This is a genomic window from Pseudoalteromonas sp. SG41-5 (genome assembly GCF_014164495.1).
GTDB classification, from domain to species: domain Bacteria; phylum Pseudomonadota; class Gammaproteobacteria; order Enterobacterales; family Alteromonadaceae; genus Pseudoalteromonas; species Pseudoalteromonas rhizosphaerae.
Window position 1 is genome coordinate 57,201 of the sequence record NZ_JACJFH010000002.1, and the last position, 21,630, is coordinate 78,830.

21 protein-coding genes are annotated in these 21,630 nt (G+C 40.2%); 3 read left to right on the forward strand and 18 right to left on the reverse strand.

Annotated features, from left to right (window positions below):
• Positions 1-41 precede the first annotated feature (41 nt).
• The 10 genes from mdoH to sfsA all read right to left on the reverse strand — a co-directional run bounded on the left by mdoH (position 42) and on the right by sfsA (position 10,490).
• Positions 42-2,003: a glucans biosynthesis glucosyltransferase MdoH gene (mdoH, locus tag H5232_RS00860; protein ID WP_182830464.1), complete on the reverse strand. Its 1,962-nt coding sequence runs from the start codon at positions 2,001-2,003 to the stop codon at positions 42-44.
• Positions 1,975-3,639 (reverse strand): glucan biosynthesis protein, encoded by a 1,665-nt coding sequence (locus tag H5232_RS00865; RefSeq protein WP_259400096.1) that lies wholly within the window; start codon positions 3,637-3,639, stop codon positions 1,975-1,977. The genes mdoH and H5232_RS00865 overlap by 29 nt, the downstream gene beginning before the upstream one ends.
• 334 nt (positions 3,640-3,973) lie before the next feature.
• A complete protein-coding gene (locus tag H5232_RS00870) occupies positions 3,974-4,213 on the reverse strand; it encodes a hypothetical protein (protein WP_182717174.1) in 240 nt (79 codons plus the stop codon).
• Between the two features lie 17 nt (positions 4,214-4,230).
• Positions 4,231-5,082 (reverse strand): pantoate--beta-alanine ligase, encoded by an 852-nt coding sequence (panC, locus tag H5232_RS00875; protein WP_182739831.1) that lies wholly within the window; start codon positions 5,080-5,082, stop codon positions 4,231-4,233.
• A complete protein-coding gene (panB, locus tag H5232_RS00880) occupies positions 5,082-5,876 on the reverse strand; it encodes a 3-methyl-2-oxobutanoate hydroxymethyltransferase (protein ID WP_145235375.1) in 795 nt (264 codons plus the stop codon). Before panB ends, panC begins: the two co-directional genes overlap by 1 nt.
• A 31-nt stretch (positions 5,877-5,907) precedes the next feature.
• Entirely contained in the window at positions 5,908-6,393 is a 486-nt protein-coding gene (gene folK, locus H5232_RS00885) for a 2-amino-4-hydroxy-6-hydroxymethyldihydropteridine diphosphokinase (RefSeq protein WP_149982114.1), read from the reverse strand.
• A gap of 2 nt (positions 6,394-6,395) precedes the next feature.
• Positions 6,396-7,838: a polynucleotide adenylyltransferase PcnB gene (gene pcnB, locus H5232_RS00890; protein WP_220491261.1), complete on the reverse strand. Its 1,443-nt coding sequence runs from the start codon at positions 7,836-7,838 to the stop codon at positions 6,396-6,398.
• A 304-nt stretch (positions 7,839-8,142) separates the two neighbouring features.
• Positions 8,143-9,087, reverse strand: a complete 945-nt coding sequence (gluQRS, locus tag H5232_RS00895) for a tRNA glutamyl-Q(34) synthetase GluQRS (RefSeq protein WP_182830465.1) — start codon at positions 9,085-9,087, stop codon at positions 8,143-8,145.
• Between the two features lie 17 nt (positions 9,088-9,104).
• The gene (gene dksA, locus H5232_RS00900; RefSeq protein ID WP_145235383.1) at positions 9,105-9,548 is read right to left on the reverse strand and encodes an RNA polymerase-binding protein DksA; all 444 of its coding nucleotides are present in this window, start codon (positions 9,546-9,548) and stop codon (positions 9,105-9,107) included.
• Positions 9,549-9,773: 225 nt separating this feature from the next.
• The gene (gene sfsA / locus H5232_RS00905) at positions 9,774-10,490 is read right to left on the reverse strand and encodes a DNA/RNA nuclease SfsA (protein ID WP_182758180.1); all 717 of its coding nucleotides are present in this window, start codon (positions 10,488-10,490) and stop codon (positions 9,774-9,776) included.
• A 90-nt stretch (positions 10,491-10,580) separates the two neighbouring features.
• On the opposite strand from sfsA, the gene pepB reads away from it, so the two are divergent.
• Positions 10,581-11,876, forward strand: a complete 1,296-nt coding sequence (pepB, locus tag H5232_RS00910; protein WP_182761369.1) for an aminopeptidase PepB — start codon at positions 10,581-10,583, stop codon at positions 11,874-11,876.
• A 234-nt stretch (positions 11,877-12,110) separates the two neighbouring features.
• Positions 12,111-12,677 (forward strand): phosphoribosyltransferase, encoded by a 567-nt coding sequence (locus H5232_RS00915; RefSeq protein WP_145235390.1) that lies wholly within the window; start codon positions 12,111-12,113, stop codon positions 12,675-12,677.
• Positions 12,678-12,749: 72 nt separating this feature from the next.
• Here the strand turns inward: H5232_RS00915 and H5232_RS00920 are convergent, their stop codons facing one another.
• The 3 genes from H5232_RS00920 to H5232_RS00930 form a co-directional block, all read right to left on the reverse strand.
• A complete protein-coding gene (locus H5232_RS00920) occupies positions 12,750-14,906 on the reverse strand; it encodes a YjbH domain-containing protein (RefSeq protein ID WP_182830466.1) in 2,157 nt (718 codons plus the stop codon).
• Positions 14,907-15,060: 154 nt separating this feature from the next.
• Positions 15,061-16,959, reverse strand: a complete 1,899-nt coding sequence (locus H5232_RS00925; protein ID WP_182739828.1) for a hypothetical protein — start codon at positions 16,957-16,959, stop codon at positions 15,061-15,063.
• Positions 16,960-17,314: 355 nt separating this feature from the next.
• The gene (locus H5232_RS00930) at positions 17,315-17,971 is read right to left on the reverse strand and encodes a Crp/Fnr family transcriptional regulator (RefSeq protein ID WP_145235393.1); all 657 of its coding nucleotides are present in this window, start codon (positions 17,969-17,971) and stop codon (positions 17,315-17,317) included.
• 268 nt (positions 17,972-18,239) lie between these two features.
• On the opposite strand from H5232_RS00930, the gene H5232_RS00935 reads away from it, so the two are divergent.
• Positions 18,240-18,467 carry a YgjV family protein gene (locus H5232_RS00935; protein WP_145235395.1) on the forward strand — a complete coding sequence of 76 codons (228 nt, stop codon included), beginning with the start codon at positions 18,240-18,242 and terminating at the stop codon, positions 18,465-18,467.
• Positions 18,468-18,476: 9 nt separating this feature from the next.
• Here the strand turns inward: H5232_RS00935 and H5232_RS00940 are convergent, their stop codons facing one another.
• The 5 genes from H5232_RS00940 to H5232_RS00960 all read right to left on the reverse strand — a co-directional run bounded on the left by H5232_RS00940 (position 18,477) and on the right by H5232_RS00960 (position 21,335).
• Positions 18,477-20,141 carry an amidohydrolase gene (locus H5232_RS00940; protein WP_182830467.1) on the reverse strand — a complete coding sequence of 555 codons (1,665 nt, stop codon included), beginning with the start codon at positions 20,139-20,141 and terminating at the stop codon, positions 18,477-18,479.
• Positions 20,142-20,261: 120 nt separating this feature from the next.
• Complete coding sequence (locus tag H5232_RS00945; protein WP_149982107.1) at positions 20,262-20,498, reverse strand: EF-hand domain-containing protein; 237 nt, start codon at positions 20,496-20,498, stop codon at positions 20,262-20,264.
• A gap of 12 nt (positions 20,499-20,510) precedes the next feature.
• The gene (locus H5232_RS00950; RefSeq protein ID WP_149982106.1) at positions 20,511-20,747 is read right to left on the reverse strand and encodes an EF-hand domain-containing protein; all 237 of its coding nucleotides are present in this window, start codon (positions 20,745-20,747) and stop codon (positions 20,511-20,513) included.
• Between the two features lie 110 nt (positions 20,748-20,857).
• Positions 20,858-21,085, reverse strand: coding sequence for a hypothetical protein (locus H5232_RS00955; protein ID WP_145235404.1), 228 nt, complete (start codon positions 21,083-21,085; stop codon positions 20,858-20,860).
• 22 nt (positions 21,086-21,107) lie between these two features.
• Positions 21,108-21,335 carry an EF-hand domain-containing protein gene (locus tag H5232_RS00960; RefSeq protein WP_145235406.1) on the reverse strand — a complete coding sequence of 76 codons (228 nt, stop codon included), beginning with the start codon at positions 21,333-21,335 and terminating at the stop codon, positions 21,108-21,110.
• Positions 21,336-21,630 lie beyond the last annotated feature (295 nt).

The following is a 21,630-nucleotide window of genomic DNA, read 5'->3' on the forward strand; positions in this document are numbered from 1 at the left end:
AATGTAAATTGCGCGGTTTTTTTATATCAACTAGGTTCAGGTTAGTTAAACAGCTTCTTTTTGAGCTGTTGATGGGCATTTAAAACGCGTTTACGTTTACTTAAACCTTGGCGCTTAAAGCTCTGAATTGGCATTACGCTAGGTTGCTCTTGCCCCAATGTAGGGATTGTAAAGTTAGCAACATCATCATTCGGTAATGCTATTTCTTGCTCATGTACACGTAAGGCTGCAAGGGTGTCGTTATTATCAACTTCACTCGGGCAAATAAATATGCCCATTTTACGTAATTTAACCCCTAAGCCTATGCTACTTGAATATCGTACAATTGGGGCTGCTAAGATCAATCCAACTAAGATCGGCGATAACCACCAAAAGAATACAGGCGTAAAGTAATAAGCAATACCGCCCCAAGCTAAGGCGATTAAGGTTGATAGTAATGTGTAACCTATCGCTTCTTGCCACGGAACCATGCGGCCTGATCGAGGCTGGGCGTCCCACGTTACTTTTTTACCTAAAAATACACACACCACAAAGTAGCTATGAAAAACCATCATCAGCGGGGCGATAATAATGGCAAACACGGTTTCAATGATTGAGCCTAAAATTAATTTAAATGAGCCGCCAAATTGTTTATTACGATGGATCAGTGTGACAATAATCCCCATTAATTTCGGTAATAATAACAACACAATTGTGACAAAAAGCAACGAGTTAATTAATTCTGTTTTTGCTATTTGCCAAGTCGGAAATAATTGATACACCTGATTAAAATAGACATTACTGTTTAGTGCGCGGGTGACCGCATCTATGGTACTTAGCACTAACATTGATAACCAAATTAATGATGAAATATATGCCGTTGCACCTAATAAAAAGTGCAGCTTGCTGATTATTTTTAAACCCGACGCAGGTAACAAACCTAAATGTTGAATGTTGCCTTGCACCCAACGCCTGTCGCGAATAGCGTAATCTAAAATATTACTCGGTACTTCTTCGTAGCTACCTTGTATATCACTGAGTAATAATACATCCCAGCCAGAACGATGCAGCAACGATGCTTCGACAAAGTCATGGCTTAAAATTTCGCCGCCGAAAGGGGCATTACCTTTGAGCACCGGTAAACCGCAGCAATCAATAAACGCTTTAACCCGAATGACGGCATTGTGTCCCCAGTAATTAGCGTGATTAGTCTGCCAAAAAGCTGAACCGGTTGCTAGCATTGGACTATAAAGTACTGACGCAAACTGTAGAAAGCGACCAAAGAAGGTATCTTGCCTAACAGGGATCGGAATCGTTTGAATAAGCCCAGCTTGTGGATTGTTGATCATGCTGCTGGTGAGCTCAAGCATACACTGACCCGTCATGATGCTATCTGCATCAAGTACAATCATGTGCTCGTATTTACTGCCCCAACGCTCGCAAAAGTCAGTTAAGTTACCTACTTTACGGTGTTTGTTATCTTCACGGCGGCGGTAAAAAGTTTGTTTGGCAAAATCACCTAGGCGTTCGGTCAAGGCATGCCACGCTTTTAGCTCATTGTTAGCTATTTCTTTATCTTGTGTATCACTTAATAAGTAGAAATCAAAATGCGCAAATTGGCCTGTTTTTATCAGTGAACGTAAGCTCACTTCAAAACCTGCGATAACTCGCTGCGTATCTTCATTGTAGATAGGCATAACGACAGCAGTTCTGGTTTTACTCAATGCTTGCTGATCAATTTCGATTGCTTTTTGGCGCGTCAGTGTCAGCGGGTCAATTCTAAATAATTGTAAAATAAATCCCATACAGCCACTGCAAAATGCGGTCACAATCCAAGTGAAGGTAATTGAAAACAGCGCAAGTAATGCATACTCAAGCGGGGTCATGCCATTTGAATTTAAAATATCAAACATGATCCACATACCGTAAGCTGAGATGGCTAACACTAACAGTGAAAAAAGCCATACACGAGTCTTTTTAAAAGGCATTGTACTGTTACTCGACGTCATTTGGATACCAGACATAACTCCATACCTCGCTAACTTCTTTGTCACGTAGTGTTAATGATAAGCGCATGTCTACAGGCTTACCGCTCTCTGGCGCGACTTTAAAAGCAACACGCCATCCTTCATTATTTGGTAATTGTTGAACTGTTTTATCGCTTATTTCACCTGAATTTAGGGTCAAATTAGCAAGCAATTTTAGTTTGGCTGACAAGTTGTTAATATTGTCACCAGTGAAGTCAACCGTAAATTGGCGATGACTTTTTGGTGGTGGATTTTCTTCACCGGGTAATGCAGCACTGCCAATGCGAGTGCGTAAAACTCGGGCTTTATCTTGGCTTGCAAGCGCCGCGTTAAATGTTGACAATTTATAACTAAAACTAAGTGTTTCACCTGCTTTAAGTGGTTGCTCTGGTACCCAATAGCTAACGATATTGTCATTGGTCTCGGTATCAGTCGGTATTTCTACTAACTCAACTCGACCATTTCCCCATTGTCCTTGTGGTTCAATCCAGAGGCTTGGGCGGGCATGATAATGTGCCTCAGTATCGAGATAGTTATTAAACTCACGGTCGCGCTGTGCTAGTCCAAAACCTTTTGGATTGTCATAACCAAATGACGTTACACTAAGCTGTTTAGGGTTATTTAGCGGACGCCACACCCATTTATTGTCTTGTGATTGCATTAGTAAACCATCAGAGTCATGTACTTCTGGTCGGTAATCATCAAAGAATTTAGTGCTATTTTCGCCGTGGTAAAACATGCTTGTAAGCGGTGCTATACCTAGTTTTTTGATATCTTTGCGGGCGAATATTTGCATTTTAGTTGTTACTTCAGTTGCTGTTGATGGACTGATCTCAAAACGATATGCGCCAGTAACAGAAGGACTATCAAGTAATGCATATAACACAATGTGAGTGTCTTCAGGTTTTGGCTTAACTAACCAAAACTCTTTAAATACTGGAAACTCTTCACCAGAGCTGAGTGCTGTATCAATCGCCAGGCCGCGTGCTGAAATACCATACACTTGGTCAGGGCCCACTATGCGAAAATATGAAGCGCCTTGAAATACCGCTACCTCATCTTTGTACTCATTATTATTGAGTGGAAAATGTACTCTAAAACCAGCATGCCCTAACTGAGTGGTGCCTAAAGCTGTGGTAATTTCCTGCTCAAGTGGTGCTGCGGTGCCATCATAGCGGTAGTAATCAGTTTTAAATGGTAGATTTTTTACCTTCGCATCAGCATCAACTGTGTTAATCGCGATAGGGTTTTTATAGAGAAAACCTGGATGGAATAACTGTACCTCATATAAACTTTCATCTTTCCAGATCGCATGATCTTGACGAAAACGAATCGCTCGATAGTCCTGATAATTAATATTATTTAACGCATCAACAGCAATTACGGGAGCTGCTACGTAGTCTTTGGCAGCCAGTTGTTTGGCTCTAGCTGTTACCACCGAAAATAATTTTTCAGAAGGGATTGTAAGCAAAGTTGGCTGTGTAGTTGGTACAGCATCAGCAGTACCCGCATCAGATTTTGTTATTGGTTGTTCTGCCGCACTGACATTACATGCACACAAGGCTAATAATGCACTTAATAATGCCCTCTTTTTAAATGATGGATACAGAGCTGCCCGCGTTATCGTTTCCATGAGGTTTTTTCCTTTAGCCGTTATCTGGTTAATTTTAAAATGCTTTAGTTAGTTGAATTCAAGTTTGCAAAAAACGAACCTAAAATAAACTTATATATTTCAATGACTTTATGTTTATTAGTATCGTAGAGGGTGTACTTTCTTTGTGTAAGCTGGAAATAATTACACGCAATGTATGACTACTTCTTACTAATATAAGTAGATATTACTAAACTAAACCTTGCTCTAAGGTGAATGGCAGAAAAATCACGATGGTTGGATGTAGAAAGTTTGCCTAAAGTAGGCGCAGGGGGAGGAAACTTGCCAATCATGATAATTGGCAAGTTAATATCAGTTATTGCACATTACCTAATGCTTGGGCATTTGCTTTGCATTGGTTGTAGGCTTCAATACATTTGGTACTACATACTTTATATGCCATGCCTTCGCCGGTACTTTGCTGTTCACAGTTCACTTCACATTGATAATTCTGTTGTGCGCATTGCTGCATTTCTGGGTTTTCTATTTGGTTTTGACACCCAGCTAATATGCCTATACACAGCGAAATGCTTGATAATTTTAATAATGAATTCATGCTTATCCCAATTATTGTTATGTAATATCAACGAGCAGATTGTCTATTAGCCTTACTGGCCCTAAGAAGGCTGCCGCCAAAATCACAAGTTGACTATCATTGAGTGTAGCTTTTTTTAAGGTATCGCGCTGAGCTATTTCAAAGTAGTCAATTTTGAGCCCTGCTTGCTCTAGTTGCTGCTTTGCTTGTCGGCATATGTCGTCAAAATCACGCTGCCCCGAGTTTAACTGTTCTGCGCTCCAATTAAGGGTTTTAAATAGCACTGTCGCTGTTTCTTTTTGAGCTTCTGATAAGTAGCCATTGCGAGAGCTCATAGCCAACCCTGACACTTCACGGCTGGTTGCAACGCCAATAATTTCTACTGGAATTGACAGGTCATGAGCCATGGTTTTAATCACTTGCAACTGTTGATAGTCTTTTTCACCAAAGCACGCATAGTCAGGCTGTACTAAGTTAAATAATTTAGTAACCACCGTTGCTACACCGCGAAAATGACCTGGACGTGATCCGCCGCAATAACCCATTGATATATTTGGTACATCGACAAAGCTTTGCGCATCTAAACCGTTAGGGTAAATGGCTTCCACACTTGGGGTAAATACAATATCAGTACCAAGCTCTGCCAGTCCTTGTTTATCCGCAATGAGGGTGCGCGGGTAGTTATCAAGATCTTCGTTGACACCAAATTGCATTGGGTTTACAAAAATACTAACCACGACTTTATCAGCCATGTTTTTGGCTTTCTCAACGAGTGAAAAATGCCCTTGATGTAGATTACCCATAGTTGGCACTAGTGCTACACTAAGCCCGGCTTGGCGCCATGCTTTAATTTGACTACGTAATGATTTTATTTCAGTGATCGACTGCATTATTTAAACTCATGTTCCGTGCTTGGAAAAGCACCACTTTTAACGTCGCTACAATATTTTTTAACCGCATCCGGCATATTGCCTGTTTCGAGTAAAAAGTTTTTAGAAAATTTAGGGATATAACCTGCTGAAATGCCAACTAAGTCATGCATGACTAGAATTTGGCCATCAGTTTGATTACCTGCACCAATACCAATGGTAGGAATATTAACCGCGTCAGTAATTAATTTGGCAAGTTCAGATGGAATACATTCAAGAACCAGCATTTGTGCGCCTGCCGCGGCAAGCGCCTGAGCATCGCTAATCATTTTTTGTGCTTGTTGTTCACTACGGCCTTGGATTTTAAAACCACCAAACACATGTACTGATTGCGGTGTTAAGCCTAAATGTCCACATACCGGTATACCTTGTTGAGTCAGCGCAACAACTGAGTCATACAGCCATTCGCCCCCCTCAAGTTTGACCATGTTAGCGCCAGCTCGCATTAATTCTGCTGCATTTTTACAGCTCTCGGCTGGGTTTGAGTAGGTCATAAATGGCATATCTGCAATGACGAATAAATCACGGCTCCCGGCGCGTACGCTGCGAGTATGATAGGCAATATCTTGATTGGTGACAGCCAGGGTATCGTCGCCACCTTGTAACACCATGCCTAACGAATCACCGACTAAAATAACGTCTACGCCGTTATCATGAAATAACTTTGCAAAGCTGGCATCGTAGGCCGTTAATGCCGTGATTTTTTGTTGGTCTGCTTTCATTTTATTAAGCGTAGAAACGGTTATTTTAGACATAGTATCCTCGTAGGCAACAGCCTGAAATTAATTACAGAGGTAATTGTTGTAATTCGTTTAGTGCCAAATTAGTGCTAATACTGTGAAGTAATGTACCATTTGGCAGCGTAATATTTGGGGCTATTTCAAGTAGCGGGTAAACCACAAACTCGCGTTCAGTTAGACCATAATGTGGCACAATTAAACGCTCGCTATTAATGACTTGATCACCAAATAATAAAATATCAATATCTAAGGTGCGTGGCCCCCAGCGCTGTGCTTTTCGTACTCGGCCGTGTTCAAGTTCTATCTGTTGTGTTAAATCAAGCAACTGCTCAGGTAATAGCGTGGTTTTTAGCGCCGCAACAGCGTTAACGTAGTCAGGTTGATCTTGCGGGCCCATCGGTTTACTCGCGTAATAATGCGATACACCAATAAACTCGCAATCAGCCAATGCACGCAGTGCTGCAACAGCATGATCTAGTTGAGTACGTGGAGCGTTTAAATTAGCCCCTAAACCAAGGTAGACGGTTTCCATGATCATTCAGCCGCTGGTTTTGGGCTGCGTCGGCGAGTACGACGACGGCCTTTTGTTGCGCCTTGCGTACCTAACGCTTTAACTAGCTCTTTTTGACCATTGATGTCTTGTTTTAAATACTCAGTCCACCAGTTAACTAATTGCTGATGCTGTTTTTCACCGGCCTGTACGCGCAAGAGTAAAAAGTCATACGCAGCTTTAAAACGTGGTTGCTGTGTAAGGCGATATGCACGTTGTCCTGAGCGTTTATCTAAGCGGTGTTGAATATGCCAGATATCACGAGCGCCAAGGGTAAAGCGTTTTGGTACGGCAATATGTTGGGCATTATCACTGAGTACTTTGTTCATACCTTGAGCGAAGGCATCGTATTCAGATAGTTGCTCTTGTTCTTGCAGTGCTTTAGTGATCTGCAATAATGGGAACCATAACAATGCAGCAAAAATAAATGCTGGAGTTACTTTTTTCTCCGCATTAATACGTTCATCTGTATTACGGAACATCTGTTGAATTAAAGCGAACTCTAAGCCATCAGGATTACTATCTAAAATACTATCAAGAGCTGGAAATAATGATTTAAAAAGGCCATATTTACGTAGCATTAAAAAGTTTGCTTCGGCCTTGCCATTTAAAAACAGTTTCAGTGTTTCTTCAAATAACCGCGCTGCAGGGATATTATCTAACAGGCTTGCTAATTCATTTAATGGTTGCTCGGTTGCCGGTGCAATCGACATATCGAGTTTGGTTGCAAAGCGAACTGCGCGCAGCATACGTACAGGATCTTCGCGGTAACGGGTTGCTGGATCACCAATCATCTCGATTTGTCGAGCGTTAATAGCTGCTAAGCCATTAGCATAATCATGGATTGAAAAATCATTAATTGAATAATATAACGCATTGATTGAAAAATCGCGGCGTTCAGCATCTTCTTCAATACTACCAAAAACGTTATCGCGCAGCAGTTGTCCTTGGTCACTCGATTGGCTAATTTGGTTTTTATCTTCAGGCGCTTCGTGATGACCTCGCATGGTGGCCACTTCGATTATTTCACGACCAAAAACAATGTGTGCTAAACGAAAGCGACGGCCAATTAAGCGGCAATTACGAAATAGCTTTTTAACCTGATCAGGAGTGGCATTGGTGACCACATCAAAATCTTTTGGTTGTTGACCTAACAAAATATCACGAATGCAACCACCAACAAGGTAGGCATCAAAGCCTCCGTCTTTCAGGCGATATAATACCTTGATTGCATTTGGGCTAAATTGTTTGCGAGAAATACCATGCTCATTGCGTCCAACTATTAAAGGCTGCGCAGAGACTTGGGTATGTTCGGCTGTTACAGAGGCGGTTGGGCCAATAATTTGCCGACAAAATTGAAAAAGCTTGGAAATAATAATCTGTCTCCTACAGAATTCGGTTATTTGATGGACGCCATCAAAAATCAAACCAAGTATAGCCTCACTTTACTATTAACTGCACATGTGTTGCGTTTACTTGGTAATACCTATGGTATTAGAGTCTTGTTTATTCTAGTCAGTTAAACAGTCATTGCTAGGGTTAAAATTTTCTAGCATAACGATGCTGGAAATTATTATCCTGTTATTGGGCTACTTGACTGCTGAATCGTGTACAACCTTAACGCAATTGGTATTAATTAAATGAATTGCACATTTAAGGTGGGCTATCATATACCAGCACAGCTTAAAAATTAAGTTGAAGGCCTTAAAATTAGCCTTTTTTAGTGAATTTTTATTTGTTTAAATGCGTAAAGGCGGTTGTATGACTGTGTGGGTTTTGCGAAATTTGAATTTGTGTCATTTTAGGGACGTTTTGCAAGTTGTAATTGTCTACTGCCCAAGCTAGCATTTGCTCGATATTTAGTTCAAGTAATTCATCTTTGGGCGCCAATCCTAAAAATTCGAATGCACTCAGCAAAGCCGGTTTGGGGTTACTTTTGCTAATAGCTGGGGCATAGTTTTGTTTTGATAATTTAAACCCAGGTTTAGCGACTGCTAATGGTAAATGTGCGTAATGGGGGGCCGTGGCAGCTAATTGTTTAAATAAACTCAATTGGCGTGCGGTTGGTTCAAGCAAGTCTGCGCCGCGTACGACATGAGTGATACCTTGGGCAATATCGTCTGCGACCACCACTAGTTGATAAGCAAATAGCCCATCACTGCGCTTTATTAAGTAATCTTCGTGGGCGAGATCATGAGCTACATTTATCTCACCTTGAATGAGATCATGGTATTGGCATGTAGCATGTTGCTGAATTAACCGTAGTGCGCTGCTGTTCTGACTATGCTTTAAATGACGACAATGGCCTTGATAAATACCGCCAAGCGCTTTAATTTCTTTGCGCGAGCAGTGGCAAGCATAAATTAGGTGCTGGTTATTTAGATTATTAATGGTATGCGCATACAAGTCATGGCGTTGAGTTTGATAGACTACGTCTTCATCCCAGTACAAACCATAGGCTTCTAAGGTATTGAGAATATCCTTAGTGGCGCCGTCTACAACACGTGTGGTGTCGATATCTTCAATACGGACTAACCAAGTGCCTTGGTTGCTTTTCGCGTCAAGGTAGCTGCCCACAGCCGCCACAAGAGAACCAAAATGAAGTGGTCCAGAAGGTGACGGCGCAAAGCGACCGCGATAGTTGCGCATAGGCGCAGTAACGGCTGTGGTAGACATTGATTAATTACTAGTAACTAACCACGTCCAGATTGTTTTTCTTTGATTTCCGCAAGCGTTTTACAGTCTACGCATAAGTCAGCTGTAGGACGTGCTTCTAAACGGCGGATACCAATTTCAATCCCGCACGAATCACAAAAACCAAAATCATCTTCTTTGATTAATTGGATCGTTTTTTCAATTTTTTTGATCAGTTTACGTTCACGGTCACGAGTACGAAGTTCTAAAGAGAACTCTTCTTCTTGTGCTGCGCGGTCAACTGGATCAGGGAAGTTAGCTGCTTCGTCTTGCATATGCGATTTAGTACGGTCAACTTCATTGCGTAAATCGTTGCGCCATGCTTCCAAAATAGTTTTGAAATGAGTGCGTTGTGCATCATTCATATACTCTTCGCCCGGCTTTTCCTGGTATGGTTCTAATCCGGCCTGAGCCAATAACCCTAATTTTTTTTGGTCTGGCATAACTTTCTCCTAAATCCTTAATATAATGCCCAGCATGAGCCGGCGGCTATAAATAACAGAATCCTATGGCCTAGGCAAATTTATTTTTCATTAATTAGTCTTACTTAAACCGCATCAATAAAATTAAAAAAGGTACGATAAGTGGTTTTTACACCGATTACTTTTAAATAAGTGCTTAAAAACTTGCCTTGTTATATGGGCGAAAACCTTAAAAACAAGTCGCTTTTAATTAAAAGTAAGCTTTTCTGTTAGTGTAATTTCAGCGCTCGAAATATCGGCTTTATAAGCAACTACTTCGACACCTTTAGTTATTGCTAAATCAACTAGTTGGGCGTACTTTTCGTCAATGTGGCGTGCCGCACTAACTTGCTTAATCCCTTGATGTAATACAGCAAACAGCAGCACTGCACGGTGGCCTTGTGCAACCATTTCAATTAATTCACGAATATGTTTTTGACCGCGAAGAGTTTCGGCATCAGGGAAGTAACCTTGGCCACTTTGTGGATCATTTTGACTGAGTAAAGTGACAGATTTTACTTCTACATAGCAGTCTGGGCGTTGGGGAGCTGTCAGTAAAAAATCGATACGGCTATTTTCATCACCATATTTAACCTCTGGCTGTATTTTAGTGTAGCCGCTAAGCTCGTTGATTACCGCTGCATGAAGTGCTTCTGCAACGATTTTATTCGCGATTGCCGTATTGACACAGATCAGATGGCCAAACTGGTTTTGTGTCAATTCTAATGAATGAGGATATTTTCTTTTTTGATTGCTACTGGTGGAATAAAAGGCTGCAAAGTCAGGCTCCGCGCAACCAGTCATTTTACCTGTGTTGGCACAATGGGCGGTAAACTCTGAGCCATCGCTAAGGCGTAAATCGGCTAAAAAACGTTTGTAGCGTTTGATTAAAGTAGCGTGTTGGAGTGGCGTTGTATATTTCATTATTTTAGTTATTTGGTCTCAAGCAGTTGGGAAGTTGTTGTGGCTATAGTAAACTCATTGTCACTATTTTAGCGCAAAGAGTATTCTAACATGTCTGAAAAATTTGTTGTTCAATTAAGCGAGCAGGGTGCTGCATCGCATTGGGGCGAAACCGCCACGTTATCTTTTTATGAGCACGGTGCAACGGTTCATTTATCTGAACAAGAAACATTAGTAAATGTACAAAAAGCCGCGCGCAGTATTGCCAATCAAGGCGTTAAAAATGTCGTGCTAGCTGGTGATTGCTGGTGTACAGAAACACAGTGGGCTTTTTATCAAGGGTTTGTATCGCCTAAGTCATTACACGGTGTTGAATTTGCTGAAAATGCTAAAACAGATAGCCAAGAGCTTGCTTCATTACTTCGTTCTGCTACTTGGGCGCGTGAAATGATCAATGGCACGGCGGATGACATTTTCCCTGAAAGTTTAGCTGGTAAAGCTGCTGAATTTATTCAATCACTAGCTCCTGAACACGTGAGCTATCAAATCATCAAAGGTGATGCGCTACTTGAGCAGCAGTGGATTGGTATCCATGCTGTTGGTCGCGGTAGTGAGCGCCCGCCTGTATTACTTGCACTTGATTACAATCCAACTGGCGATGAAAATGCGCCTGTGGATGCAGCGCTTGTTGGTAAGGGGATTACTTTTGACTCTGGCGGTTATTCAATTAAAGCCAGCGAAGGTATGTTAGGTATGAAGTGCGACATGGGCGGTGCTGCAACGGTTACCGCAGGTTTGGCATTGGCTATTAGTCGCGGTATTAATAAACGTATTAAACTGTTTTTATGCTGTGCTGAGAACCTTATTTCAGGCCATGCATATAAGCTGGGTGATATCCTTACCTATAAAAACGGCACGACAGTTGAGATTGTTAACACTGACGCTGAAGGACGCTTAGTACTTGCTGATGGCTTAATGGCTGCAGCTGAAACAGGTGCTCCTTTAATTATTGATGCGGCGACACTAACAGGCGCTGCGCTAGTTGCTGTTGGTCAAGAGTACAATGCCTTATTTGGACTTGATAAAGAGTTTGTACGTGAAGTTGAAGGCTTTGCTGGACAAGAAATGGAAGGCGCGTGGCCACTACCACTTGAAAAGTGGCATCAACAAAACTGTCCTTCACCATACGCTGATACAGCTAACAGCCGTGCCCAAAAAGGCGGTGGTTATGGTGGTGCATCAAATGCTGCTGGTTTCTTGTCACGCTTTGTACCAAACGACGGCAAAGGCTGGGTGCATATGGATTTAGCGGCAGCGTTTAATATGGGTAGCACGAGTCAATGGGCTGCGGGCGCGACAACAGTCGGGATGCGCACAGTTGCACGTACTTTACTAGAAAAAGCGTAATCTTGAATATGTTTAAAAAAGCGCCGTTTTAGGCGCTTTTTTGTTGGCTATAAAAATGTAATTACAAACAGAAACAAGCTTTTTTAGTTTATTTGCGCTAAAATCTCGCCCCACTTTTGCATTTCAAGTGATAAAGGTTTGAAGTTATATTTCTTACATTAAAAGCGCTGCTTTTATTTAAGTCGTATTCATAAACTATACTTGAATGATCAACTCACACTGGGAATTCTAATTATGTCAGATAAGTGCTACATCACAGCGCAACAATTGCTTGAAGATTCATTTCGCGTTGCGGCGCAAGTATACCAAGATGGTTTTCGTCCTGATTTTATTATTGGTATTTGGCGTGGTGGTGCCCCAATTGGGATTGCAGTGCAAGAGTATTATGATTATAAGGGCATAGAGACAGATCATATCGCGGTACGAACTTCATCATATTATGGTATTAATAAGCAGTCGAAAGAAATTAAAGTACATGGCTTACACTACATTATTGAAAATGCTAACGCAGGTGACTCGTTATTGATTGTTGATGATGTATTTGATTCAGGGCGTAGTATTTTTGCACTGAAAGAAAAGCTTTCGGAACTGATGCGTTTAAACTTACCTAAAGATATCCGCATTGCATGCCCGTATTACAAACCAAAAAATTCTAAAGTTGATATGAAGCCTGACTACTACATTCATGAATCAGAAGAGTGGTTAGTATTCCCGCATGAATTATCGGGTTTAACACCTGATGAGATCATCGCTGGTAAAACAGATTTAGTAAAAATACACGATATTTTATTAGCAAAATAAATCTGTCGAGTAAAAATAAAAAGGCCTTAACTAGGCCTTTTTTTATTTATCAATTAGCTGTCTAAACCAATATTATTTATAGGTTTCAAACGCTTCTTTTAATCGTGCTAAATGAGCATATACGTAACTGCTTGACATACGATCTTGGTTTAAGAAAGTATTATCGAGGTCGATTGACGATTTGAGTATTGTCGCACTACTGGTGTTTATCAAATTTACTTTTTGATTAATTATAGTATTTACGCTATGTGTCCAGCTTTTAGTCCCTGTAACTTGCCAATTACCTGCATCCATATCTTTGCGTGGTGATAATGGAATACTAAAACCAATCCCCACTTTTTCTACGTCAGTGTCGCTATACATTACGGTTATATTTGCATCACCAAACCAGAACTTAGTTTCAAGTTTATAGCCGGTATCTTCATTCCAGAATTGTCCACCAGAGATATGGAAAGAGACATCCTTTTCAGCCCATAAATAACGGTATGAATAAACCGAGTAGTCGCGTTTATCAGTGTCATAATCTTTATACTCAAAGTAGCCTAACTTTGCTTGTATCTTGTGGCGGCCTGCGGGGCTTTGCCATGCAGTTTCGTTGGTAATACCTGTATAATCAAAGTAATCTTGGAATAAACCGACTTGAGTCTGGTTATATATGTTAAACGGTAAAGCGAATGTTTGATATACAACGGCACGTTTAATCCCCGTTTCTTGGCGTGAATTACTAAATACACTACCTTTTTCAAAGTGATCTGTATTAGCTACATTAACTTGCCCAGTAATATTTACACCTGCACCTTGCCATAATGGTACATGTAAATCGGCTTGTAGAGCTAACGAGTAATCATAAACACCTAATTCAGTTGCATATCGTGATGATAACGATGGTGAAAATGAAACTCTAGGTACAAAATAAGGGCTCGTGCTTTGGGTATTTCCGGCCCATTTTACACCCACAGCATCTTTATCACTAAATTGAGTGCTGACCATTAAATCAGGAGTGATATTTTCATCAATAAAGCGACGGTAATTATCTAAATACCCATTGACTTGTAACAGTGGGATATCTTGTTTTGCCAAGCGAACAATAAATTCATTATTGCCAGTAGCAAAGCTTTCAGTTATGCGGCCTAAAACAAGCCCCAACGCATCAATTTCATTACGATTAAATACTGAGTTTTCAAATTCAACAATGATTTGTTTGCTCTCGCTAATACCAACACGGATATTTTCAAAACCATCGTTAACTAAGCTGCTTTTTAAGCTGTGAATTTGTTGATTGTTATTTTGTGCAGTGGAAACTTGTTGATTTTGTTTGGTCGTAGTTAATACTTTTACTGGTTCCGCAGATACTACTCGACTAACAGACTCTTCCGTTTGATTTGGGGATGTAGCAAGAGTTGCTCTCGTTCGCTGATTTGAACTCTTAGATAACTTTGCCGCTGCAACTGGTTGAGGTGCTGGTTTTAGATTGTGGTAGTTATCTTGTGCTTCATCACTGAGCGGCATGCTAATATTGACACCCCAATAAGTATCATCACTAGCAAGTTCTGTATTTGAGTAAAAGCGGCTATTAAATGAAACCGTGGCAATATCATAAAGCCACTCTTTTGGAACTGTAATACGGGCGCCTAAATTAAATGCTTCTGCATCATGCTCAGCGAGTACTGAAAGCCAAGTGAAAGGTTGATATTCAATACCAGCAAATGCGCCGTCTAGTTGCCCTGTAAGCGTGTCAGATGTGCCAATACCGGCACTAAAGCGAAAATCCCACCACTGTTTAGAAGCAACAGCATAAAACGCTTCATAGTTATTCGCAGCCCCACCAACATCTTTAGCGCCAACAGCGACACTAAACCAATCTTTTGGAATGAATGGAATTTGGTATTTAGCATTAAATGATAAGTCGCGGATTTGGCCTTTATTTTCATAGCTAAATAAAATGTCATGCATCGACGATGAGGTAATCCTACCACTGACTTCTAAACCTTCAAAAAGTCCAGCTGAAAATGTAAAGTTATGACCGTCGGTGTACTTTCCTCTAATTTCTAGCTGGTTACTGTAACCTATATCAATATTACCTTTGTCGATTACAACAGCAGTAGGGGTATGGAAAATACCGGTAAATCCATTATATGCAATACCATGATTAATGTTTTGATCAGCAAAAACGGAGGTACTGGCACTGAGTGCGCAAAGTGTCGCGAGGGTTGTTTTATTATAAGTCACGTGATTAACCAATTTAGATTAGAGTTAGGTTTTAAACTTTTAAAACCCGATAATTATTTTAGCTATAAATACTATAAACCAAAAATAACTTAATAACGAGATAAACAAAAGCCGCGCAAATGCGCGGCTTTAGGAAGTACAGTTCTACCTCAGATTAAGAACCTGAACCTGAACCAGAACCAGATACTGGTACAGTATCAACTTCACACACTACTGGGATATCAAATGTAGCTGCAGTTGTGTTTGCCGCTACTGGAGTAGATGTCCACACATTAGTGTTGTAGTTAAGGTAACTAGCAGAGTAAGTGCCACCTTGCTCTAAGTTCAGGTTGAAAGTACCTTTCGAGTAAATAGTTTGCTTGAAGTTGCCATCTTTAAACAATCTGACTAGCGCAGGTGTTGCAACCGGTGGAGTACCGACTTCAAAATCTCCGGTATTGCTACACACTAGCTGTGTTGTTATTTTTTTAGTTACAATTGTTGGCGGAGCAATTGTAAGTGTTAGATCTTTATCATTTAAGTCACAGATATTGCTTACAGATAATGCCGATGCAGTGCTATCAGTGTCAGTTGACAAGCCATCTAAAACGTTAACACCATTGCGCAATACTTTAACTTTAACCGGGAAACCTGGAGGGTTGTTAAACGTTGCTGATCCATAATTACCGTTACGGCTAGTGAAAGATCTTCTATAGCCATTAATTTCAAGTAAAATAGTTGTTTCAGCTATATTAGCGTCACCATTTCTATCTAAAATATCAAATTTTACACTTGAACATTTATTGTTGTTGAAGTAATCAAGGTTCCAGTAAGATAGGTGATTTACATCTACTGATACATCAAATGTTGATGCATTACCGCTATCAGTTACTTCACCGTAGCTTTCGAATCCCCATTTACCAGCTTCTTCATCGTAACTCCAAACTGGGAAGATATCACCAACCGCAATTTTACGAGCTACAGGAGCTGCAACAGTACATACACCATTTTTGAAGCCATTCGCTTCGGCGTATGCTTTGATATCAGTAGTACCGGCAGGTAAAGTTACAGGACAAGGGTTTGAAGTCTTTTTGTCGACCTGCATTGCAACAGTGATTGAATTGCCTGCACCAAAAGATTTCACTTTATTACCAGCATCATCAACTAGCTCGATAGCAACAAAGCCACCTGAAGTAAATGAACCTTGCACTTGATCAGTACTGTTAGGATCAGAAGCTACAGATAGAGCTAAACCACCAGGGAACGCATCTAATGACGACGAGGTTGCAGCTGCAGCTTCGCCTTCTTCATCATTACGTGTTGCTTCATTCGCAAAGTAGGCAACAGTCATTTTTGGAACTGTCGTTAACGCTGCACCTTCTTTATCTAAAAATTGCGTGCCGCTTTTGATTTTAACGGTTGAACCACCAACAGCAACACCTGCTTTGTTAATTGCTTGTGGTAATGTAATCTCTGTTTTATCGCCAGAAATTGATAACCCTGATGCTGGGTCATACGACACATCTGTATTTTCGCCAGCAGGAACAAGCTCAGCTAATGTTTTCGTGTCAGCAACAATCGCTACATCAGAACCTGCTAGTGTACGTGGTGTTAAACGAATTTCTTGTGCTACAACGTTATCAGTTGTTGATAACGTTAAAGTACCAGAGTTGTTCAAATACCCAGCAGCAGAAATAACATAGTCATAGCTAACACCATCAGCAGGAATAGAGTCTACTGTGTATGCAAACGAACTAGCTGTTGATGATTTGTCGGTATCAGCTAAAGCGTTGCCTGCAGCTGTTAAAAGGCCGTCTTCAGAAGAAGTAAAGCTAATCGTTGCTGTAACCGTATCAGCTAAAGCAGCACCCTTTACATCTACGATATTAACAGTAACTGAACCTGCTTGAGCTTCAATTGCTACTGGTGGTACAGCAACATCAACGGTTGGTTCAGGTGGAACTGGTGGCTTTACATAATCATTGTTGTCGTTATCGCTAAAACAGCCACTTAAAGTTGCTGTCAGACCAAGTGCAAGAGCTAGCTTGGTGAGCTTGAATTTATTATTTCCCATAATCGTTACCTTTCTTTCCTTTCTCTTTAAAGTAAACAGACTTAATTGCAGTTCTATAAATGTACCGAAGCGCGCACCAGGTCAGGCTTGCACCTATAATACAATAATTTGTTCATCAAGGATAAGCGCACATTATATATACGTCAAGTGAACATTATATATACTTTTATTAATTAAATAAGAAAATTGTTACCCTGTTATGTAATAAATCTCTTATTTAATTTTTACGGATTTAGCGCAGCTTCGTTATTAGCTTACTATGCTAAAGTAGTAGGCTGCGGTTGTAAATGTAAATAGTTGCATTTTAGGCAGTTAAACGTTGTTTTTTTCGGCTGAATTTTAATGTGAGTCAACTTCATAGCTGCGAAAAACTATCCACGTAATCGCTAAGTTTATCTAAATCAACCGCTTTGAGTCCATCATTTGAGCGTGCAACTAAACCTCTTTCCACCAGTTCCGATACTACGCGGCGATAGGCTCGCTCTGTGGTGGCAAAACGCTCAGCTTCAGCATTTACCGTTGGGTATGCGCGCAGCAGGGTTGGGTTATTATTTTCGGCACGTAATAAGCAGTCTTTGGCGATATTGTAACCCAATGGTAACAATAGTTTATCTAAATTAATTTTTTGGTTTTCTTGAAACTTAGCGGCAATAGTTTGTGCTGTGTATAAACTCAGCTCTGGCTTTTCAAGTAACAGGGCACGCCAGTGCTTTAGTTCTATTAGGTTGTAGCTAACGTCACTGAAGCAGGTAACTGTATAAATGCAGGGGTTATTGTTTAGCGCTTCAATTTCGCCAATTAAGGTGTTGTTGCAATCAAGTTGGCCCAGCAGTAAGCGGCGGCCATTACCGACATCATAACTAAACGATACGGTGCCGCTTCTGACTAACACTAATTTTGTAAGAGGTTGATCTTGGTGGATCAGTACTTCTTTTTTAGATTGTTGATAACGGCTGCCAGCAAAGGTTAGTAGCTGGTCGACGAGATAACTAGAAAAATGATATTGAAACATCAACAATGCCCTTCGGACAATTGTCCTATTTATTACATCTTAATGACGTTAGCATTAAGATTCTAAGAATTTACGCTAACTTACTAGCTTAGTTAACTCGGTTAATTAAGCTTAATACCTGATATCCCGTGTAATGATTATTAAAGTGTGCTTTTAGCAGCTTTGGGTTTTTAGTAAGTTAGCCTTTTTATACTATTGCTATATTGTGGAATAACTTTGCCTAAACTACAACATTTGCAATGCTAACCTAAAGTACCGGAGAGAACAAATGAGTTGGGAATATTTGGGGTATTTTGCCTCAGCTTTACTTATTGCCTCTTTAACTATGAGTGATGTGAGCAAACTTCGTTGGTTTAATCTTGCCGGTTGTATTGCTTTCACTGCTTACGGTATTGCGATTGCTGCATGGCCTGTGGCTATCACCAATGGTTTGCTAACCTTCGTAAATATTTATCATTTAATTAAGCTCAAACGTCAACAACAAAAACCACAATAATAGCGTGGTTTATTGCGCCTTACTCTGTGTATCAATTTGTGCTTTTTGGTAGCGTAATTCACCGCCAATCCATGTTTGATTTACGACAATGGTAAAAATTTCTTGTACTGGCACTTTAAAATAGTCTTTGTTGATTAAAATAAAGTCAGCCCACTTTCCTTGCTCTAAACTACCTAATTTAAATTCTTGATGTGCGGCATACGCAGCACCTAACGTGAATGCTCTGAGTGCATCTTCTCTGCTCAGTGCTTCAGTGACTCGCCAGCCATTAGCGGGTAATTGATTGTGATCTTGGCGAGTAATTGCTGAATACAAACCGTCAAAGGGGTTGGCCAGTTCAACTGGATAATCTGAGCCTGCAGCTACTACTGAGCCTTGCTTTAAAAACGTTTGCCAAGCATATGCACCTTGTAATTGTGTATCGCTAAGGCGCTGCTCTGCCATATGCATATCAGAAGTTGCATGCACCGGTTGCATTGATGGAATGATTTTAAGTGCTTTGAAGCGAGGAATATCTGCTGGATCAACTATCTGTGCGTGCTCTATACGGTTACGTAGTAAAATCCCGCCGGTTTTTTTAAATACATTTTGATAGGCATCTAACACAATATGATTTGCTTTATCACCGATGGCATGGGTATTGGCGCTAAAACCATGGTTAAAGCTCAATGTGTACAGCTGCTCTAGTTTTTGTTGAGTTTCGAGCATTAAACCTTGGTGATTCTTTCTATCTGCGTAATCGGCCTGTAGTGCGGCGCCACGGCTACCTAGCGCACCATCAGCATATATTTTTACACTACGAATAGACATGAAATCGTTAAGATCTTTATAGCGACCGGCTCTGAGCATATCTTCAAGGGACGGATCTGTTGCACTTAGCATTGCAACTATGCGCAGCGGTAAGGTGCCTTGTTCAGCTCTTTGCTTGTAAACTTGCCATGTTTGTTTATCAATCCCAGCATCGTGGGTTGAGGTTATACCTAAGCTGAGCAGATGTTGGCCAGCTTGATTTAAGGCATTATTTACGTTTTGATCAGATGGCGTTGGAATATGTGCAGTAATTAAACTTTCGGCTTTATCGACAAAAATACCGCTAGGCTGACCTGCTTGGTTGCGAATAATTTCACCACCTGCTGGTGACTGTACTGTGGGTGTTAATTTGGCTAACTCCATCGCTTTGCTATTAACCCAAATCGCGTGGCTATCGACACGAGAAAGCACCACCGGAACATCTTTGACAACTTTATCTAAGTCAGCAGCAGTAGGAAATTGCTTATTAGGCCACAGTTCTTGATTCCAACCGCGGCCAATAATCCAGCCCTGGTTATTTTTAGCAAATACAGCAAGTTTTTTTTGTATTTCTGCAATCGACATACTGCCACGTAAATCGAGTTGCGCTAAATTATTACCAAGTCCTATCACATGACCGTGGGCGTCAATTAAACCAGGTAATAAGGTTTGTTGCTCGGCATCAAATACTGCAGCATTAGGGAAACTCGCTTTTAGTTTATCGTCTCCTACTTTTACTACTTTGCCATCTTTAATAACCAGTGTAGAAAATTGCTGTAATTGGCCACTGTAAGTTGGAGTGTAACCGTTAGCATTGTAGATCACCGTGGTATCAGCTAGCACAGGTAAAGATAAAGTGATTAAACAGGCGAGTAAGCATTTCATTGTTAGAATTCTTTTTCTGCTTTTGTTAGTTAAACAGTAACAGAGAATACTGAGTCTGCAAATTAAATATAATAAATTATTTATCGTTGTGCATTTCAACTATGCTGATGAATTAGCTATTCATTTATTTGCATATAGAGTAAATTCAGACAGTGATAATCTACCATCTTTATCGCTGTCATAGTTTTTAAAACGAGACCACAGGGCAGGATCTTTTGCTGACTCTGAACGCGTGATAAGACCGTCTTTATCGCGGTCTAAGTTTTTGAATTGTTCTGCTATATTATCAGTTGTTGCAAAACTGCAACAGCTACTGACAAATAACAAACTTAGTCCCAGTTGTGTACAAAATTTCATTGGGGAAACTCGTTAATCTAGATTATTAGTTAAAAAACGCTTAAATTCAGATAGGGAAATTTTATTGTCTTGGTTTTTGTCCCAACGTTTAAAGTTACTCAACAATTGTGGTTGTGGTTCAAGCTCATTATGCGTTAAATAGCCATCTTTATTGCTATCTAAATGATCAAAACGTTGTTTTACATCCAGTGCCATTGCGCTAAAACTGGTGGCTAGCGACACACTTAATATTATTAATATGCTTTTCATTATTTACATCCTACCAACAAAAAGAATAAAGCATTTGCCATAATTTAAATCCCAACATTAAATCCGTTTACACATTCCCTCCGGGATTATGGCAAATACTTTAAAGCCTTTTAAAATTTAAACTTTGCGAACTCTTGCTCAGATAACTGCTCGTCGTTATTATCATCAAGATCAGTAAACTGCTTTAATAGCGTGTTGTTTTGCTTGGCTTCAAGCAATGAAATTTGTCCGTCAGAGTCGGTATCTAATTGCGCAAACTTAACGTTTAATTGTGATGCTAAAACAGTGGCGCTAATGACTAAAAACATCAGTGAAAAAGCGGCGATAAGTTGTTTCATAGCAGTGTTTCCTTTGGGAAAATTATTGCAAAAATTGTTTAAACTCAGCAAATGAAATTTGACCATTTTGATCTTTGTCAATTTGCTCAAAACTTTCGTGTAATACCGCATCTTCAGATGCTTCTGCTTCACTCAATGTGCCATTACTGTCTTTATCAAGTTCTGCGAAGGTGGCCTCGACATCAATGGCAAAGCTGTTAAAGCTAAGCAGTAGGCTGATGCATAAGCACAGCGGTGTTAATATTTTCATATTATTTCCTTATAAACAGTCGTTGATACGGATGTTACAAGAACGATGCCAATTTTTTTATTGTAAAAATATCAGTGACTTAATGTTTTGGCATGATAATAAGTGGGAAAAAATGACTGGGCAGTGTGTCTTTTTTGCAACAACTTTTAACGGGTATTGATTAAGTTTTTAAAAAACAGTTGGTTAAGTTGTTTCAATTTAGCGTCAGTCGCTTTATATAGCGCTACACAGTTCGCCTTATTCATTATTCTTATTGATTCAGCTAGTGTATAAGTAACACCTTCCATAATCAGAC

Bases quoted from the DNA above. Each gene is read 5' to 3' on its own strand.
- H5232_RS00865 (WP_259400096.1), bottom strand. From the start codon at position 3,639: ATGGAAACGATAACGCGGGCAGCTCTGTATCCATCATTTAAAAAGAGG.
- dksA (WP_145235383.1), bottom strand. From the start codon at position 9,548: ATGCCAGACCAAAAAAAATTAGGGTTATTGGCTCAGGCCGGATTAGAA.
- sfsA (WP_182758180.1), bottom strand. From the start codon at position 10,490: ATGAAATATACAACGCCACTCCAACACGCTACTTTAATCAAACGCTAC.
- folK (WP_149982114.1), bottom strand. From the start codon at position 6,393: ATGGAAACCGTCTACCTTGGTTTAGGGGCTAATTTAAACGCTCCACGT.
- H5232_RS00940 (WP_182830467.1), bottom strand. From the start codon at position 20,141: ATGAAATGCTTACTCGCCTGTTTAATCACTTTATCTTTACCTGTGCTA.
- H5232_RS00870 (WP_182717174.1), bottom strand. From the start codon at position 4,213: ATGAATTCATTATTAAAATTATCAAGCATTTCGCTGTGTATAGGCATA.
- H5232_RS00935 (WP_145235395.1), top strand. From the start codon at position 18,240: ATGAGTTGGGAATATTTGGGGTATTTTGCCTCAGCTTTACTTATTGCC.
- mdoH (WP_182830464.1), bottom strand. From the start codon at position 2,003: ATGTCTGGTATCCAAATGACGTCGAGTAACAGTACAATGCCTTTTAAA.
- panB (WP_145235375.1), bottom strand. From the start codon at position 5,876: ATGTCTAAAATAACCGTTTCTACGCTTAATAAAATGAAAGCAGACCAA.
- pepB (WP_182761369.1), top strand. From the start codon at position 10,581: ATGTCTGAAAAATTTGTTGTTCAATTAAGCGAGCAGGGTGCTGCATCG.
- H5232_RS00950 (WP_149982106.1), bottom strand. From the start codon at position 20,747: ATGAAAAGCATATTAATAATATTAAGTGTGTCGCTAGCCACCAGTTTT.
- H5232_RS00960 (WP_145235406.1), bottom strand. From the start codon at position 21,335: ATGAAAATATTAACACCGCTGTGCTTATGCATCAGCCTACTGCTTAGC.
- H5232_RS00945 (WP_149982107.1), bottom strand. From the start codon at position 20,498: ATGAAATTTTGTACACAACTGGGACTAAGTTTGTTATTTGTCAGTAGC.
- H5232_RS00930 (WP_145235393.1), bottom strand. From the start codon at position 17,971: ATGTTTCAATATCATTTTTCTAGTTATCTCGTCGACCAGCTACTAACC.
- panC (WP_182739831.1), bottom strand. From the start codon at position 5,082: ATGCAGTCGATCACTGAAATAAAATCATTACGTAGTCAAATTAAAGCA.
- H5232_RS00915 (WP_145235390.1), top strand. From the start codon at position 12,111: ATGTCAGATAAGTGCTACATCACAGCGCAACAATTGCTTGAAGATTCA.
- H5232_RS00925 (WP_182739828.1), bottom strand. From the start codon at position 16,959: ATGGGAAATAATAAATTCAAGCTCACCAAGCTAGCTCTTGCACTTGGT.
- H5232_RS00955 (WP_145235404.1), bottom strand. From the start codon at position 21,085: ATGAAACAACTTATCGCCGCTTTTTCACTGATGTTTTTAGTCATTAGC.
- gluQRS (WP_182830465.1), bottom strand. From the start codon at position 9,087: ATGTCTACCACAGCCGTTACTGCGCCTATGCGCAACTATCGCGGTCGC.